Below are 16,010 nucleotides of genomic sequence, written 5' to 3' on the forward strand. Positions count from 1 at the left end.
CATTCATTTGGCATTACGCCTCGACGCTTAGGCCGATTTTGCGAGGTTGCGCAGCACATAGTGCAGCACGCCACCGTGTTCGATGTATTCGATCTCGATCGCGGTATCGATGCGGCACTTCAGCGTGATTTCTTTGGTGCTGCCGTCCGCCATGGTGATCGTGCAGGGCACTTCTTGCAGCGGCTTGATGGTGTCGAGACCGTTGATCGAAACGCTTTCCTCACCGGTCAGACCCAGTGATTTGCGCGTGTCGCCACCGGTGAATTCAAAGGGGATCACGCCCATGCCAACGAGGTTCGAGCGGTGGATACGCTCAAAGCTCTCGGCGATCACGGCTTTCACGCCCAGCAGCGCTGTACCCTTGGCCGCCCAGTCACGCGAGGAGCCCGCGCCATACTGCTCACCACCAAAGATGACCAGCGGGGTGCCGTTTTCCTGATGCGCCATGGCGGCATCAAAGATCGAGGTCTCGTTGCCATCGGGGCCCTTGGTATAGCCGCCCTCAACGCCGTCGAGCATCTCGTTCTTGATGCGGATATTGGCGAACGTGCCGCGCATCATGACTTCGTGGTTGCCACGACGCGAGCCATAGGAGTTGAACTCCCGCACCGGCACCTGACGCTCCACCAGATACTGACCCGCAGGTGTGGTTTCCTTGAAGGACCCCGCAGGCGAGATGTGGTCGGTGGTGATCATGTCACCCAGCACCGCCAGCACTTTCGCGCCTTCGATGTTGGAGATCACACCCGGCTCAGGCGACATGCCTTGGAAGTAGGGCGGGTTCTGGACGTAGGTCGACTGCGGCGGCCAATCGTAGGTTTTGCTGTCGGTGGTCTCGACCGCCTGCCACTTTTCGTCGCCTTTGAAGACATCGGCGTATTTGTCCTGGAAGGCTTCGCGGGTCACGGTCTGTTCCACCAGTTCCGCGACTTCCTGCGTCGAAGGCCAGATGTCCTTGAGGTAGACGTCATTGCCGTTCTTATCCTGACCCAGCGGGCTGTTGGTCAAGTCATGGTTCATGTCACCGACCAGCGCATAGGCCACCACGAGGGGCGGGGAGGCGAGGTAGTTGGCGCGCACGTCGGGGCTGATGCGGCCTTCGAAGTTACGGTTGCCGGACAGAACGGAGGTGCCGATCAGGTCATAGTCGTTGATCGCCTTGCTGATCGGGGCTTCCAGCGGACCGGAGTTGCCGATGCAGGTGGTGCAGCCGTAGCCGACGAGGTTGAAGCCAATTGCGTCGAGGTCTTCTTGCAGGCCAGCGGCCTCAAGGTAGTGCGACACAACCTGCGAGCCGGGGGCCAGCGATGTTTTGACCCAAGGCTTGCGGGTCAGACCCAACTCACGCGCTTTGCGTGCCACGAGGCCCGCGCCGATCATGACGTAGGGGTTAGACGTGTTGGTGCAGGATGTGATCGAGGCGATCACGATCGAGCCGTCGTGCAGCTGGTAGTGGCCATCTTCAGTCTGCACGAAGCCACGGTTGTGATGGCCTTCGTCACCGGGAATGTGCTGCGGCTCGGGCTGGCCGCCTTCGCCTTCCCAACGGATTTCGGAGTTCGCGGAGGTGTCTTTGCCTTCGCGGATGCCCTTGACGTATTCGGCAAACGCGGTGTGCGCTTTGTCCAGAGCGATATAGTCCTGCGGACGCTTGGGGCCCGAGATCGCAGGCACGATGGTTCCCATGTCGAGGCTCAGCGTGTCGGTGTAGACCGGGGCGTAATCCGCATCCCGCCACATGCCGTTTTCCTGCGCATAGGCTTTGACCAGCGCCACGCGATCCTTGTCGCGGCCTGTGTTGGTCAGATAGCGCAGGGTCTCATCGTCGATCGGGAAGAAGCCACAGGTCGCACCATATTCAGGCGCCATGTTGGCAATGGTCGCCCGGTCCGCCAGCGGCAGGTGATCCAGACCTTCGCCGTAGAATTCGACGAATTTGCCGACCACGCCTTTTTCGCGCAGCATTTCCACGACTTTCAGCACGAGGTCAGTACCGGTGGTGCCTTCCACCATGCGGCCCGTCAGCTCAAAGCCCACAACCTCGGGGATCAGCATGGAGATCGGCTGGCCCAGCATTGCGGCTTCGGCCTCAATGCCGCCGACGCCCCAGCCAAGAACGGCGGCGCCGTTGACCATGGTGGTGTGGCTATCGGTGCCGACGAGCGTGTCAGGATAGGCGACTTCCTCGCCGTTCTGGTCTTTGTCGGTCCAGACGGTCTGGCTGAGATACTCAAGGTTCACCTGGTGGCAGATGCCGGTGCCGGGGGGTACCACGCGGAAGTTGTTAAACGCCTTTTGCCCCCACTTAAGGAAGGTATAGCGCTCGATGTTGCGCTCATACTCGCGGTCCACGTTCATCTGGAAGGCGCGCGGGTTGCCAAACTCGTCAATCATCACCGAGTGGTCGATTACGAGGTCGACAGGGTTCAGCGGGTTGATCTTGTCGGCGTCGCCGCCAAGCGCCACCAGTCCGTCGCGCATTGCGGCAAGGTCGACCACAGCCGGCACACCGGTGAAATCCTGCATCAGCACGCGGGCCGGGCGGTAAGCGATCTCGCGGGGGTTCTTGCCGCCCTTGGTCGCCCATTCGGCAAATGCCTTGATGTCGTCCTGAGTGACGGTCTTGCCGTCCTCGAAACGCAGCATGTTCTCCAGCACCACTTTCAGTGCGGCGGGCAGTTTGGAGAAATCGCCCAAGCCCGCGGCCTCGGCGGCGGGAATCGAGTAATAGGCGACGTTCTGGCTGCCGACGGAAAGCGTCTTGCGGGTCTTGGCACTGTCGTGACCGACTTGGATCGTCATGGCGGGCTCCCTTCTGGGTTGCTGGGGTGGCGAAGTTGGCGCCTCAATGCCACTATGGGCGCGGCGGATCAACTGTTATCACGCGGGTTCTGGGTGGCATGTATACCATTGTGTACCGAAAATGAAACCCTTTCGACGGGCCGTTTCATTTCATTCAGCCTACCGCGCTCGCGGCCCTTTCAACAAAGGTTGATTGGCATTCCCATGGCTGCCCGGTTAAACCGTTGCCATAGTCTAAAAGCGGATGTGTTTGTAAGTACATGAAGACCCTGTTGCTCCCCGTCGTCACTGCCCTGACGGTCCTTGCTGCGCCTCTGCGCGCCGAACAAGACCGGCCGGTGGTGGTCGAGCTTTTCACCTCGCAGGGCTGTTCCTCCTGTCCCGAAGCTGACGCGTTGTTGGCCGAGCTTGCTCCGCGCGATGACATTATCGCTCTGGCGCTGCATGTGGACTATTGGGATTACATCGGTTGGGAAGACCCGTTTGGCGATCCGTCCCATGCCGAACGCCAGCGCGGCTATGCCGCCGTAGCCGGACGCCGCAGCATCTATACGCCGGAGATGATCGTGCAGGGCCAGACCGACATTGTCGGCGCCAAGCCGATGAAGCTGATGGACGCAGTTGAGCACCACGCTGAGACCGCGCCGAGCGTCGCCCTGACACTCACGCGCGAGGGGGACGGGGTGCAGATCGACGCCGAAGCCTTGGCAACTGAGATCGGCCCGACTCATGTGCATTTCTTGCGCTATTCGCCCTCCGAGCATACCAAAGTGACCCGGGGCGAGAATGCAGGCCATATGATGGCCCATGCCAATGTTGTGCACGGTTGGACGGTGCTGGGGCACTGGGACGGGACGAGCCCGCTGACGCTACAGGCCGACGCGCCGGGCGATGCGCCAGTTGTGGTGTTGATCCAGCGACAAGAGGCCGGTGGGCCGGGGGCGATCTTGGCAGCCGCCCGGCTTAGATAAGCGCCTACTTTTCGTGCGGGCGCCAGCGGCGGTGGACCCAGAACCATTGCTCCGGGTTTTCCTCGATCCGCGCGGTGAGGCTGTCGTTCAGCGCCTGCGTCATGGTAAGCGGATCGCTATGGGGCACGGGGGCTTCGACCACCACGTCAAAGCTGACACCATCGTCTTGTCGAATACCGTAAAAGGGGATCAGCAGCGCGTCATAGCGCAGCGCCAGTTCGGCGGCCGAGACCGCTGTCCGGGCGGGTTGACCGATGAAGTCGAGGATTGGTGCCCGTTGCACATGCTGGTCAAAGAGCAGGACCAAGCGACCACCCTGCTTAAGATGACGCACAAAGCCTGCTGTGCCGCGTCGGCCTTGGGGGAAAACCGGCCCGCCGAAGGCTTCCAGCGTTTTGACATAATGCGCGTTGAAGTAGGGATTCTTCATCTCGCGGTAGAGACCACCGATGCCATAGCCGCGCGCCACCAAAGATGCGCGCGCTGCTTCGTAATTGCCGAAGTGGCCGGTCACGAGGATCGCAGGGCGTCCCGTGCGCCGGGCTTCTTCTAGCGCTGCCATGCCTTCGCCGCGCGGCTCGACCTTAGCCATGCGGGCCGGGAATTCTTCCGATGAGTAATTCTCGATAAAAGACCGCCCGAGATTATTCAGACACCGGGTCGCAATTTCCGACCGGCGGGCTTTGGGCATGTCGGGCCAGACATGCTCGAGATGCGCCATTGCGCGGCGGCGGTAACCCGCCAAAGGGGCCAAGATGTGCTGCACCAACCACCCATGGAAGCTCAGCCGCATGCGGTAGGGCAGGGCCAAGGCCAGACGAATGATGCCCACGATTAGCAGGTTGCCCAAATAGTGCCGGGCACGCCGGGCAAAGGGTGTATTGCTTTTTTTGTCGGTTTTCTGATCTGACATGGGGCTCTGACAGGCAATTATTTCGCCTGACATACCCTGCCACCGTCGGCGCAACAAGCCGCGGGGTCGTCCGAGACCGGCTTATGTGTCTTCGTTCTCTTCATCGCTCAGCAACATCAGGTCGCCACGAGCCTCCATTTCTCGGATCGCGCCAACGATCTCAGACATTGCCTCTTCGGCATCCGCAGGTTTGACCTTGCCTGCTTCGCTGATCTCCTCGCGCAACTGGTCGGCCATACGGGCAGACATGTTTTCCAACACAAAATCGCGCGAATTGGCGTAGCCAGCGGCTTCCGCCCCCGCGAGGGCCAGCACCAGACGCGCCTGATTGATCTCGCGCAGGACGCGGGGCAGATCGCGTGGGGCGATGCGGGTGGGGATATTGGCAAAGGTAAAGATCGCTTTGCGCACGGCATTGGCAAAGCCCTGATCGGTTTCGTCTAAACCTTCCAGCACGTCATCGCGGGTGAGCGTCGTCGAGGAATTTAGGATCGCTCCGACACGTTCGACCGGATCACTGTCAAAGGCGCGTTGCGGCTGGTCGTCGAGCTGCATGGCGAGCGACAGGCCGATGCGGTCCACGGCGTCTGGGGTCACGGCGCTGGTGAGCGAGACCGCATAGGTGATGCGACGGGCATGGGGGCCGGGCAGGCGGCCCAAAAGGTCAGCGGCAGTGGAGACCTTTAGTTTGGAGAGCATCACGGCGGCGACTTCGACGCTTTCATTCTCAAGCACCGGCAACAGTTTCTCCGGCTCCAATTCCCCCAACCGCGCCCAGGGATCGCCGGCCATGCGCACGCCTGCTTCCTTGCGCAGTCGCGCCGCGGTTTGGCGGCTGATTTTGCCGTCCAGCACATCAAGCGCCGCTCCGATGCCGCTGGGGAAAGACAGGCCAACACTGTCCAATTCCTCTGCAAATTCAGAGACGACGGCACCCAGCGTATCCCGGTCCACGCTGCGCATGGAGCCCATTTGCTGGGTCAGGCTGATCTGGAGGTCTTCGGGCAGCTCTTCGATCGGGAGGTCCGCGCCTTCGTTCAGCAAGAGCCGGACGACGATGGCCGCTTTGGCCCGACGGCTGAGCGATACAGGCGCACGTGGCGGCGCGCCAAGCGCATCGAGCGGCGCGAAGCCGCCCATCGGTACCATGTCGTTCATCCGTGCCCCCTTAGGTCTCTGCGCGTGGGGGAGATGTGACAGTCAAAGATGAACAAAGGTTGAAATCAAACCGGAGGAAAAACATCAAATACGCTGTACCGGTCCCCTTGAGAGGGCCGATCTAGCACGAAGCGCAGACCTCAGTTCAACGCTGGCGGATCAGGCCGAGGCGTCGGGCACGCAGGTGCTGCTGCTGGTGTCGAGTTTCATCCCATCCGCGCAGGTCATGACGCGTTTGTCATGGCTACAGCCATTGGCAAGGGCGAGGGTGGGGGCCGTGAGCGCCATGAGGGCGCCGAGTGTCAGTGCAAGTTTCATCGTATTGCTCCTTTGACAGGCACGCGCAGGATACACCCACCCGCGCCAATCTCAAAGCGCTACGATGCGCGGGTCATTCGCCGAAGACGCGTTTGAAGATCGTGTCGACATGTTTCGTGTGATAGCCCATGTCAAATTTCTCGTTCACGCCATCTTCGCCCAAGGCCGCGACGACCTCTTTATCGGCCAGCAGCAACTCGCGGAAATCAAGGCGTTCTTCCCAGACTTTGAGCGCATTGCGTTGCACCATGGAATAGGCATCCTCGCGGCTCACGCCGGCTTGGGTCAGGGCCAGCAGCACCCGCTGGCTCATCACCAGGCCGGGGAATTTGTTCATGTTGTCCAGCATGTTCTGCGGGAAGACGAGCATCTTGTCGATCACGCCCGCCAGACGGTGCAGGGCGAAGTCTAGGGTGACGGTGGCGTCAGGGCCAATGCCGCGCTCGACGGAGGAATGCGAGATGTCACGCTCATGCCAGAGCGCCACGTTCTCCATCGCCGGGATCACCGACATGCGCACCAGACGCGCAAGGCCGGTGAGGTTTTCGGTCAGCACCGGGTTCTTTTTATGCGGCATGGCGGAGGAGCCTTTTTGGCCCATTGAGAAGAACTCGGCCCCTTCTAACACCTCGGTGCGCTGCATGTGGCGGATTTCAATCGCGACGTTTTCGATACTGCTGGCGATGATGCCCAGCGTGGCAAAAAACATGGCATGACGGTCACGCGGGATGACTTGGGTCGAGATCGGCTCGGGGTTGAGGCCCAATTTCTCGCAGACATGTTCTTCGACGCGGGGGTCGATATTGGCGAAGGTGCCGACAGCGCCCGAGATGGCGCCGGTGGCGATCTCTTCGCGGGCAGCGACAAGGCGGGCGCGGTTGCGGTCCATCTCGGCATAGAAACGGGCGAAGGTCAGGCCCATGGTGGTGGGTTCGGCATGGATGCCGTGGCTGCGGCCCACGCGGACGGTGTCCTTATGCTCCAGCGCGCGTTTTTTCAACGCTTCCAGCAGCTTGTCCAGACCGACCAGCAGCAGATCAGAGGCGCGCACGAGTTGCATGTTAAAGCAGGTGTCGAGCACGTCGGAGGAGGTCATGCCTTGGTGCACAAAGCGGGCCTCGTCGCTGCCGACATGTTCGGCGAGATGCGTGAGGAAGGCGATGACGTCGTGCTTGGTGACGGCTTCGATCTCGTCGATACGGGCGACGTCGAATTCCACGTCTTTGGCTTTCCACACGGCTTCGGCGTTTTCACGGGGGATCACGCCCAAATCGGCCATGGCGTCGCAGGCATGGGCCTCGATCTCGTACCAGATGCGGAATTTCGTTTCCGGCGACCAAACGGCAACCATATCGGGACGGGAATAGCGGGGGATCATGCGCGCACCTTTTCGGGACAGGGGAAGGGTCAGGGGCGGCATAGACTGACTTGGGGTTAAGGACAAGTCTGAGGGATGAGGGTGATGAGGGTCAGCGCCTGCCCGTGGGTTGGCGATGCTACGGAAGTCGGTGCCACTTTATTTCTCAGCCATGATGTGCGCTCGCGAGGTTACGCCCAGCCTCACCAAATCGCCTACCCGTCCGGGCGGGCAGGCGATGGCCCGGCGCCTGCGGCTTGATTCCGGGCTGAGGTGGCAGTCTCGCCGTCGTTATAGCAACTCCGTCACCACCTTCGAACTCCGCTCTAGCGTCCGATGGACCGGGCATTTGTCCGCAATCTCCAGCAACCGCTGCCGCTGTTCCTCACTCAGATCCCCCTCCAACCGAATACGCCGCCGCCACGTATCAATCTTCTCCGCAGCCCCAGTCCCTGCATCCTGCGCATGAACCTTGTCATGGCAAACGTCCACGCTCACCCCCTCCAAAGGCCACCCCCTGCGCCGCGCATACATGCGGATCGTCATCGACGTGCAGGCCCCCAAACCCGCGGACAAGAACCCATAGGGCGACATGCCGCGATTGGTCCCGCCATAGGCCAGCGGCTCATCCGCCAGCGCGTGATGGTGCGGGCCAGCGTTCACATCTTGCAAGAAGCCTTCGGGATCGGCCTCACGTACGCGCACGATGCCTTCTGGCGCGCCGGGGGGCGGGGCGGGGGATTTTAGTGCCAAATAGCGGTCGGCCCATGTGGCAATGATCTCGGCCGCATACTCAGCATCCCCAGCACGGGTGATCAGGTGATCGGCATCGTCCAGTGTGACAAAGCTCTTGGGGTGTTTGGCAGCGAGGAAAATCTGGCCCGCATTGTCAATGCTCACAATCTCATCGCGGGGGGCGTGCATCACCATGAGCGCGGCCTTAAGCTCGGCAATATCAGGGGCCAGCGTCGCCCCCTGCACATCTTCGACAAACTCTTGGCTCACCGTGAAAGGCCGCCCTCCGAGATTAACTTCGGCCTGACCCTTGGCACTGATTTCCGGCAGCGCTTCGGCAAAACTATGTGTGACATGCGCCGGGTCGAAGGGCGCACCGAGGGTCGCCACGGCCCGCACCTCCGGCAAACGTGCAGCGGCTTTCAATACGGCGGTGCCGCCTAGCGAATGGCCGATCAAAAGCGCGGGGGCCATGTTGCGGCCCGACAGATAGCTGCAAGCAGCGATCAAGTCGTCGACGTTGGACGAAAAGGATGTCTCTTCAAACGCCCCCTCGGACTGGCCCAGTCCGGTAAAATCAAACCGCAGCACCGCAATGCCCATTGCCGCCAGACGCCCCGCGATGCGCCGTGCGGCGTGGCCATCTTTGCCGCAAGTGAAACAATGCGCGAAAATGGCGGTGGTCAGATGCGGCCCTTCGGGCAGGTCCAGCCGGGCGGAAAGGTCTGTGCCCTTTGGGCCGGGAAAGGTGATGCGTTCGGTGGCCATGGGGTGCTCCGGTTTGGGTGCAATGATGGTGGCATGTTCTGGCGTGGGATCAAGGCCCGCCCGCCACCGCTCACCCAAGCGTGACGCGATCGTATCGGGCGTGATCCCATTTGCGCGCGCAAATTGCTTTGTATACCACTTGCGCAAACATCAGTCGGAGAGCCCCCTTGTCCACGCCCCCCAAATCCAACCTGCACCCAGCCACCATCGCCGCTCAAGCCGCCGGGGCCGTCGACCCTGCTTCGGGCGGCGTCGTGCCCCCGGTACAATTTGCCACCACCTATCTGCGGGATGAGAATTACCAGCTGGTGAACCCCGAGAATGTGTACCTACGCTCGCATAATGAAAACACGCGGGTCGCTGAGCGGATGCTAAACGCGTTGGAAGGCGCTGAAGAAACGCTGATCTTCCCGTCAGGAATGGCCGCCATCGCAGCGGTCTTTCGCACCGTGCCCAATGGGGCCAGCGTGCTGGTGCAAAGCCAGATCTACTGGGGCACGACCAAATGGATTCGCGACTTCTGCACCCGGCGCCAGATCACGCTGCACGAAGTCGACGCGTCTGACCTTGACGCCTTTACCGAGGTCTGCCGCAAGGAAAAGCCGGACCTCTGCCTGATCGAGACCCCGTCAAACCCATGGCTGCGCATCACCGACATCGCCGCCACGGCCAAGGTCGCACATAAGGTCGGCGCAATTCTCGTTGTGGATAGCACCGCTGCCACCCCCGTATTGAGCCAGCCGCTGGCGCATGGCGCAGATATCGTCATGCATTCCGCGACCAAGGGGATCAATGGCCACTCCGACGTGCTCGCCGGATCGCTTGCAACCAATGCGCCCGACGCACCGCGCTGGCAGATGATCCGCGATGACCGGAACGAGGCCGGGGCCGTGATCGGCCCGATGGAGGCCTGGCTGCTGGCCCGCGGCATGCGCACGCTGCCGCTACGAATGCGGGAGATATCGTGCAATGCGATGGCGCTGGCCGAGTTCCTCTCGGACCACCCGCAGGTGGAGCGCGTCATGTACCCCGGTCTGCCGGACCACCCCGGCCATGAGCTCGCAGCCCAACAGATGCACCGCGGCTACGGCGGACTGTTGTCCTTTGTCGTGAAAGGCGGCGCTGAGGCAGCGTTGAAAGCGGCAGGGCGGCTGAAACTGTTTCACCGTGCGACCTCGCTTGGCGGGGTGGAGAGCCTTGTCGAGCATCGCCATACGATTGAGCCGCATACAGGCATCCCGGAAGGGCTGCTACGTCTGTCGGTGGGGATCGAGGATATCGAAGATCTGGGCGCTGATCTGGGGCAGGCACTGGGGCAATAGGCTTAGGCTCGCCAATGGTTTGCAGCGCGCTATTTGCGGAAAGATGACGGCTATTCAGCTTCCACGCACTATGGCAGGCTGACGTCGAACCGGTCGAACCATGTGAGGAAGCCTTGCGCCTAAGATCAGCCGTTTTCGTCATGCGAACGTCAGCTTTGCTGATGGGCCTGAGCCTGCTTTCAGCCTGCGAGGGCCGTCAGTCCGTGCTGAACCCCGCAGGCCGCGATGCACAGGATGTGCTTAGCCTGATCTGGGTGATGTTTGGCGGGGCGGTGCTGCTGTGGTTCCTGCTGGGGGTGATCTTTGTCTATGTCACCAAGGTAGAGCCGCGCGAGATGCCGCGGCGCTGGGGTGAGGCGTTGATCATCGGCGGCGGGGTGATCTTTCCGGTGATCCTGCTGGGTGCGCTGCTGACCTATAGCCTGCCCATGATGAAACCCCAGCGCGAAGCGGATGAGGGGCTAAAGGTGCATATCACCGCCGAGCAATGGTGGTGGCGGGTCGCGTATGAATTGCCCGACGGCCGCCGCGTCACCTCGGCCAATGAGCTACGTCTGCCAACGGGGCGGCGGACGGGGCTGGTGCTGAACGCGCATAAGGTGATCCACGCCTTTTGGGTCCCAGCGCTGGGCGGCAAGGTCGATATGATCCCGGGGCGAGAGACTTATCTGTCGTTCTTGCCCGAAGAGCCGGGCGTCTACCGGGGCCAATGCGCCGAGTTTTGCGGCGCGTCCCATGCGCTAATGGCGTTTGAGACTGTCGTGATGACGCCCGAGGACTATGCCGAATGGATTGAGGCCGAAGCCTCTGATGCTGCCAAACCCGCCAGCGCAGAAGCCTACCGCGGCGCGGAAGTGTTCGCCCGCGAAGGCTGCGGCGGCTGCCATACCGTGCGCGGCACGCAGGCACAGGGGCAGGTGGGGCCGGACCTGACCCACGTGGGCAGTCGCAAAAGCCTCGGCGCGGGCATTTTAGAGATGACCGAGGACGACCTCAGCCGCTTCATCGCCCATACCGAAGATATCAAACCCGAGGTCGCCATGCCCGGCTATGACCACCTGACCCCCGAAGACCTGCGCGCCCTTGCGGCCTATCTGAAAGGGCTGACATGACCCGAGTGCATCCGCTGCCCACCGCCGAAGGCCCGTATCCGCCGACCGAGGAGATGCTGAACGCGCCGGTACCCGAGGCCGAGCAGGAGCGCGGGGCCAAGGAGTTGCGCGCTGCGTGGAAAACGCCGGAGGGCTGGCGCTATGTCACCGCCGTGAACAACTCCGAAGTGGGCAAGTGGTATTCCCTGACCGCGCTGGCCTTCATGCTGATCGCGGGGCTGCTGGCGCTGGCGATGCGGGTGCAACTGGCCTTTCCGGGCATGACCTTTTTGGACGCGGATCGGTTCAACCAATTCTTCACCATGCACGGCTCGGCGATGATGTTTCTCTTCGCCGTGCCGATGTTCGAGGCGATTTCGATCCTAATCCTTCCCGCCTTCCTCGGCGCGCGCGACATGCCGTTCCCACGGCTATCTGCCTATGGCTATTGGTGTTTTCTGATTGGCGGCATATTCGTGTTGGGCTCGCTCTTGTTCGACGCTGGGCCCAAGGCAGGCTGGTTCATGTACCCGCCATTGGCCACCAAGGACGAAGGCATCGGCCCCGATATCTGGCTCTTGGGCCTCAGCTTTATCGAAGTCGCCTCCATCGCCGCTGCGGTGGAACTGATCGTCGGCGCGCTGAAATGCCGCCCGCCGGGGATGCGCGTGAACATCATGCCGCTTTATGCGTGGTACGTTCTGGTTGTCGGCGGCATGATCCTATTCGCCTTTCCCCCGCTGATCGCGGGCGATTTCCTGTTCGAGTTGGAACGCTCCTTCGACTGGCCCTTCTTTGACCCAACGCGGGGCGGTGATCCGATCCTTTGGCAGCATCTGTTCTGGATTTTCGGCCATCCGGAAGTCTACATCGTTTTCCTGCCCTCCATTGCCATCGCCGCCATGATCGTGCCCACGGTCGCGCAGCGGCCCATCGTAGGATATTCCTGGATCGTGCTGAGTGCTGTCGGCACCGGGTTCCTGAGCTTTGGCCTCTGGGTGCACCACATGTTCACCACCGGGTTGCCGCAGATGTCGTTGGGGTTCTTTTCGGCGGCCTCTGAGGCCGTCGTGATCCCCACCGGAATCCAAATCTTCGCTTTCGTCGCCACGCTGATGGTCGGGCGGGTCAAGCTGACCCTGCCGATGCTCTGGATCGCGGGCGCGTTGGCGATCTTTGTGGCGGGCGGGCTGACGGGCGTGATGCTGGCGATTGTGCCGTTCAACTGGCAGGTGCATGACACCTATTTCATCGTCGCACATCTGCACTACACGCTCTTTGGCGGCATGGTCTTTCCGGTAATCGCAGGGGTCTATTACTTCTACCCGTTCTTCACTAAGAAACTGATGAGCGAAAAACTGGGTCTTTGGGCCTTCTGGCTCATCTTCTCGGGCTTCAACATCACCTTCCTGCCGATGCACCTGACAGGGCTGATGGGGATGCCGCGGCGGGTATTTACCTATCCGGAGAGTTCCGGCTGGGGCTGGCTGAACCTGATCTCCACGCTGGGCGCCTTCATCATCGCGGCGGGTTTTGCAGTGTTCCTCTACGACCTGCTGCGGCCAAAAAAGGCGCAAGGACAGATCGCGCGCAACCCTTGGGGCGCGGGCACGTTGGAGTTCTCGCATGATATCCCAGAAGAGGCTTGGGGCGCGCGTTCGGTGCCGCATATCATCTCGCGCTACCCGCTCTGGGACCAACCAAAGCTGGTGGAACGTATGGATGCCGGGCGCTACTATCTGCCCGACGCGCCCGACCACCAGCGCGAGACCATCGTGACCAGTGTGATCGACGCCAAGCCGGTGCATGTGCAGCGCGTCACCGGGCCTGCGTGGATCACCATTCTGGCGGCGATCTTTACCGGCGGCGCGTTCATCTTTCCGACCTTCCACATCTACACGCCAGCGATCATCTGCGGTGCCTTTGCCATCGTCTGCGTGATGTACTGGCTCTGGACCAGCACCGCGCGGCCTCCGAAAGAGGAGATGCGCGAGGCCGGGCTGGGCCTGCGCTTGCCGACCTATGCGTCGGGACCGCAGTCAGTGGGGTGGTGGGGCATGTGGATCACGATGCTGGGCGATGTGACGGCCTTTGCAAGCGTGGTTTTTGGGTTCTTCTTTTACTGGACCGCTCGGGCTGACTTCCCCCCCGAAGGCGCGGCGCATCCTGTAGGCCTTTGGGTCGCTGTCGCAGCGCTGGCGGGTGTTGCGGCTTGGGCGCTGACCGTGGCTGCGCGGGAGACCAATGCACGGGGGCAAGTGGCACTAGCGCGGTTGTCCTTGGTGCTGGCGCCGCTGGCAGCAGGGGCGGCAGGTGTGGCGGCTTGGGCCGCTGTGCGCGATCTGGACCCGACGAGCCATGTTTATCCCGCGATCCTCTGGGCGCTGATGGTTTGGCTGGTGGTGCATCTGGCAGCGGGCGTGCTGATGCAGGGCTACTGCCTTGCCGGAAGCGTCTTTGGCAAACTGACCCCGCGCTATGATGCAGACCTGCGCAACGTGACGCTCTACTGGCACTTCATGGCGGTCAAAGCACTGGTCACGGCAGCGGTGCTGGGCCTCGCGCCGGGGTGGCTGACATGAGCGATATTCGAGACCAAGAAGACGCCCATGAGTTTCGCGTTGAGGCGCTGAGCCTTTGGCGGATCACCTTTGGCCCACTGATTTGGGCGCTGCACTTCGTCGCGTCCTATGGCGCGGCGGCGCTGGTCTGTGCCAAGGCCAGCGCCGGTGCAGTTGAGGCGCTGCGCATTGGTATCGGCGTCGGGACATTGCTGGCGCTGGCGCTGATCCTTTGGCTGGCCGTCCGAGCATGGCGGCAGTGGGATCTGCGGCGCGACCCGGAATGGGAGAACGATAAGGGCACGAGCGAGGACCGGCACCAGTTTCTCGGCCATGCAGCCTTCTTGCTCTCGGTAATTTCCTTTATCGGCGTCGTGTATGTAGCACTGCCAGCACTGCTGATCGGCAGCTGCGCATGACACGGGGGCTGGGATATCTCGGCCTAACGCTGCTCGCAGGGCTATGGCTGTTGCCACTGGGCCGCTGGTTGGGGGCCGATTTTCCACATCATATGCTGCGACACATGGGGTTGGTCGCCGTGGTGGCACCCTTGTTGGTGCTGGGCTTTCCCAAAGCCACGGCACCCTTTGCCCTATCACCCCTTTTGGGCGCGGTGGCAGAATTCGCCGTGGTCTGGGGCTGGCATCTTCCTGCGTTGCATGGCTGGGCCGATGGTGGCTGGCTGGGGCTGGTTTTAGAGCAAGGCAGCTTCGCGCTTGCCGGTCTGCTGGTTTGGGCGGGATGCCTGCGCGGAGAGCCTCTGGCGGGCGCGGGTGGGCTGCTGCTGACCTCGATGCATATGACCTTGCTCGGCGCGCTCATCATCCTCGCCCCGCGCGATCTCTATGCCGAGATTTGCGGCCGCGCGGCAGACCTTAGCGCACAGCAATTGGGCGGGCTGTTGATGCTGGGGATCGGCACGCCGATCTATTTGATCGCCGGACTGGCCCTTGTTGGGCGTGCGTTGAGTGACCGGAGGGAAATGGCATGAAACGGGTGATCCAGACGCTCGCCGCATTGGCTGGTGGAGGCGCATTTGTCGCGGTCTCTGTCGTTGCCTTCGGGCTTTACAACGTCTCGGCCCGCGAGGGGCATATGTGGGGTGTGACATGGCTCATGCACACGACGTTCAAACAATCCGTCAAACTGCGGGCGCCGGGGCCGGAAGCGGTGCCTGATGACTTGGACGCACCGGACCGGGTCAAGCTAGGCGCGCTGCATTTCAAAACCGCTTGCGCCTTCTGCCATGCTCTGCCAGGCCAATCGCAAAGCCCGACAGCGCAGGCGATGGAGCCCACGCCGCCGCATGTCAGCACGATCACCGATTGGACGCCGGGCGAGATGTTCTGGATTATTGACGAGGGCGTAAAGATGACCGGCATGCCGCATTGGCCAGCGAAGGAACGCGATGATGAGGTTTGGTCCGTGGTGGCCTATCTCAACGCGCTGCCGGATGCGCAGGCACAGCTCGCCTTGGCCGGAGAGGGTAGCGGGCGCGCAACTTGTGCGCAGTGTCACGGTGACGAGGGCAAGAGCGGCAACAGCTATATTCCCCGCTTGGATTTACTGACCCCCGGCCAGATCGCTGAGGCCCTGCGCCAGTATCGCGGCGGAACGCGCCCTAGCGGCATTATGAAAGAAGCGGCGGCGCCATTGAACGACAGCCAGATCGCCTCATTGGCGCAGAAATTTGGGTCTCCTAAGGCTCCGCAACTTCAAGGCGCTGCACTGGCCGAGGACAACAGCCCAGGCGCCGAATTGGCACAGAGCGGCACTGGCGATGTGCCCGCCTGTACGTCTTGCCACGGACCGGGGCGGCAGGCCGATGCGCCCATCGCACCACTGCTTGCTGGGCAAGGCCGGGACTATCTGGCTGGGCAGTTGAAACTCTGGCGAGAAGGCTATCGCGGCGGTGGGGAACGGGCCAAGCTGATGACTAAGGCCGCGCAGGACCTTTCGGATGCAGATATCGATATGCTGGCTGATTGGTTTTCGGGCCTAGGTGCCCGGTAGT

General features: G+C 62.0%; 13 protein-coding genes. 7 read left to right on the forward strand and 6 right to left on the reverse strand.

Features of this window, described 5'->3' with window-relative positions:
* Window positions 1–27: 27 nt before the first annotated feature.
* Complete coding sequence (gene acnA, locus BLS57_RS07385) at window positions 28–2,802, reverse strand: aconitate hydratase AcnA (RefSeq protein ID WP_093740751.1); 2,775 nt, start codon at window positions 2,800–2,802, stop codon at window positions 28–30.
* 260 nt (window positions 2,803–3,062) lie between these two features.
* On the opposite strand from acnA, the gene BLS57_RS07390 reads away from it, so the two are divergent.
* Complete coding sequence (locus BLS57_RS07390; RefSeq protein WP_093740753.1) at window positions 3,063–3,773, forward strand: DUF1223 domain-containing protein; 711 nt, start codon at window positions 3,063–3,065, stop codon at window positions 3,771–3,773.
* Between the two features lie 4 nt (window positions 3,774–3,777).
* Here BLS57_RS07390 and BLS57_RS07395 read toward each other — a convergent pair whose 3' ends face one another.
* From BLS57_RS07395 to BLS57_RS07410, 5 genes are all read right to left on the reverse strand, one after another.
* Window positions 3,778–4,686 (reverse strand): lysophospholipid acyltransferase family protein, encoded by a 909-nt coding sequence (locus BLS57_RS07395; protein WP_093740755.1) that lies wholly within the window; start codon window positions 4,684–4,686, stop codon window positions 3,778–3,780.
* An 81-nt stretch (window positions 4,687–4,767) separates the two neighbouring features.
* Window positions 4,768–5,844 carry a flagellar motor switch protein FliG gene (locus BLS57_RS07400; protein WP_244153623.1) on the reverse strand — a complete coding sequence of 359 codons (1,077 nt, stop codon included), beginning with the start codon at window positions 5,842–5,844 and terminating at the stop codon, window positions 4,768–4,770.
* Window positions 5,845–6,003: 159 nt separating this feature from the next.
* Window positions 6,004–6,162 carry a hypothetical protein gene (locus tag BLS57_RS19730; RefSeq protein ID WP_167356384.1) on the reverse strand — a complete coding sequence of 53 codons (159 nt, stop codon included), beginning with the start codon at window positions 6,160–6,162 and terminating at the stop codon, window positions 6,004–6,006.
* Between the two features lie 73 nt (window positions 6,163–6,235).
* Window positions 6,236–7,540, reverse strand: a complete 1,305-nt coding sequence (gene purB, locus BLS57_RS07405) for an adenylosuccinate lyase (protein WP_093740757.1) — start codon at window positions 7,538–7,540, stop codon at window positions 6,236–6,238.
* A gap of 270 nt (window positions 7,541–7,810) precedes the next feature.
* On the reverse strand, window positions 7,811–9,022 hold the full coding sequence (locus tag BLS57_RS07410; RefSeq protein ID WP_093741210.1) for a bifunctional alpha/beta hydrolase/OsmC family protein: 1,212 nt from the start codon (window positions 9,020–9,022) through the stop codon (window positions 7,811–7,813).
* A 167-nt stretch (window positions 9,023–9,189) separates the two neighbouring features.
* On the opposite strand from BLS57_RS07410, the gene BLS57_RS07415 reads away from it, so the two are divergent.
* From BLS57_RS07415 to BLS57_RS07440, 6 genes are all read left to right on the forward strand, one after another.
* Window positions 9,190–10,344 (forward strand): trans-sulfuration enzyme family protein, encoded by a 1,155-nt coding sequence (locus BLS57_RS07415; RefSeq protein WP_093740759.1) that lies wholly within the window; start codon window positions 9,190–9,192, stop codon window positions 10,342–10,344.
* Between the two features lie 140 nt (window positions 10,345–10,484).
* Entirely contained in the window at window positions 10,485–11,456 is a 972-nt protein-coding gene (locus BLS57_RS07420; RefSeq protein WP_093740761.1) for a cytochrome c oxidase subunit II, read from the forward strand.
* On the forward strand, window positions 11,453–14,017 hold the full coding sequence (ctaD, locus tag BLS57_RS07425) for a cytochrome c oxidase subunit I (protein WP_093740763.1): 2,565 nt from the start codon (window positions 11,453–11,455) through the stop codon (window positions 14,015–14,017). The genes BLS57_RS07420 and ctaD overlap by 4 nt, the downstream gene beginning before the upstream one ends.
* Complete coding sequence (locus tag BLS57_RS07430; protein WP_093740765.1) at window positions 14,014–14,415, forward strand: hypothetical protein; 402 nt, start codon at window positions 14,014–14,016, stop codon at window positions 14,413–14,415. Before ctaD ends, BLS57_RS07430 begins: the two co-directional genes overlap by 4 nt.
* Window positions 14,412–14,987 carry a cytochrome c oxidase assembly protein gene (locus BLS57_RS07435; RefSeq protein ID WP_093740767.1) on the forward strand — a complete coding sequence of 192 codons (576 nt, stop codon included), beginning with the start codon at window positions 14,412–14,414 and terminating at the stop codon, window positions 14,985–14,987. The genes BLS57_RS07430 and BLS57_RS07435 overlap by 4 nt, the downstream gene beginning before the upstream one ends.
* Complete coding sequence (locus BLS57_RS07440) at window positions 14,984–16,009, forward strand: c-type cytochrome (RefSeq protein WP_093740769.1); 1,026 nt, start codon at window positions 14,984–14,986, stop codon at window positions 16,007–16,009. Before BLS57_RS07435 ends, BLS57_RS07440 begins: the two co-directional genes overlap by 4 nt.
* Window position 16,010 lies beyond the last annotated feature (1 nt).

Source organism: Sulfitobacter delicatus (assembly GCF_900102535.1).
In the GTDB taxonomy this organism is placed as follows: domain Bacteria; phylum Pseudomonadota; class Alphaproteobacteria; order Rhodobacterales; family Rhodobacteraceae; genus Sulfitobacter; species Sulfitobacter delicatus.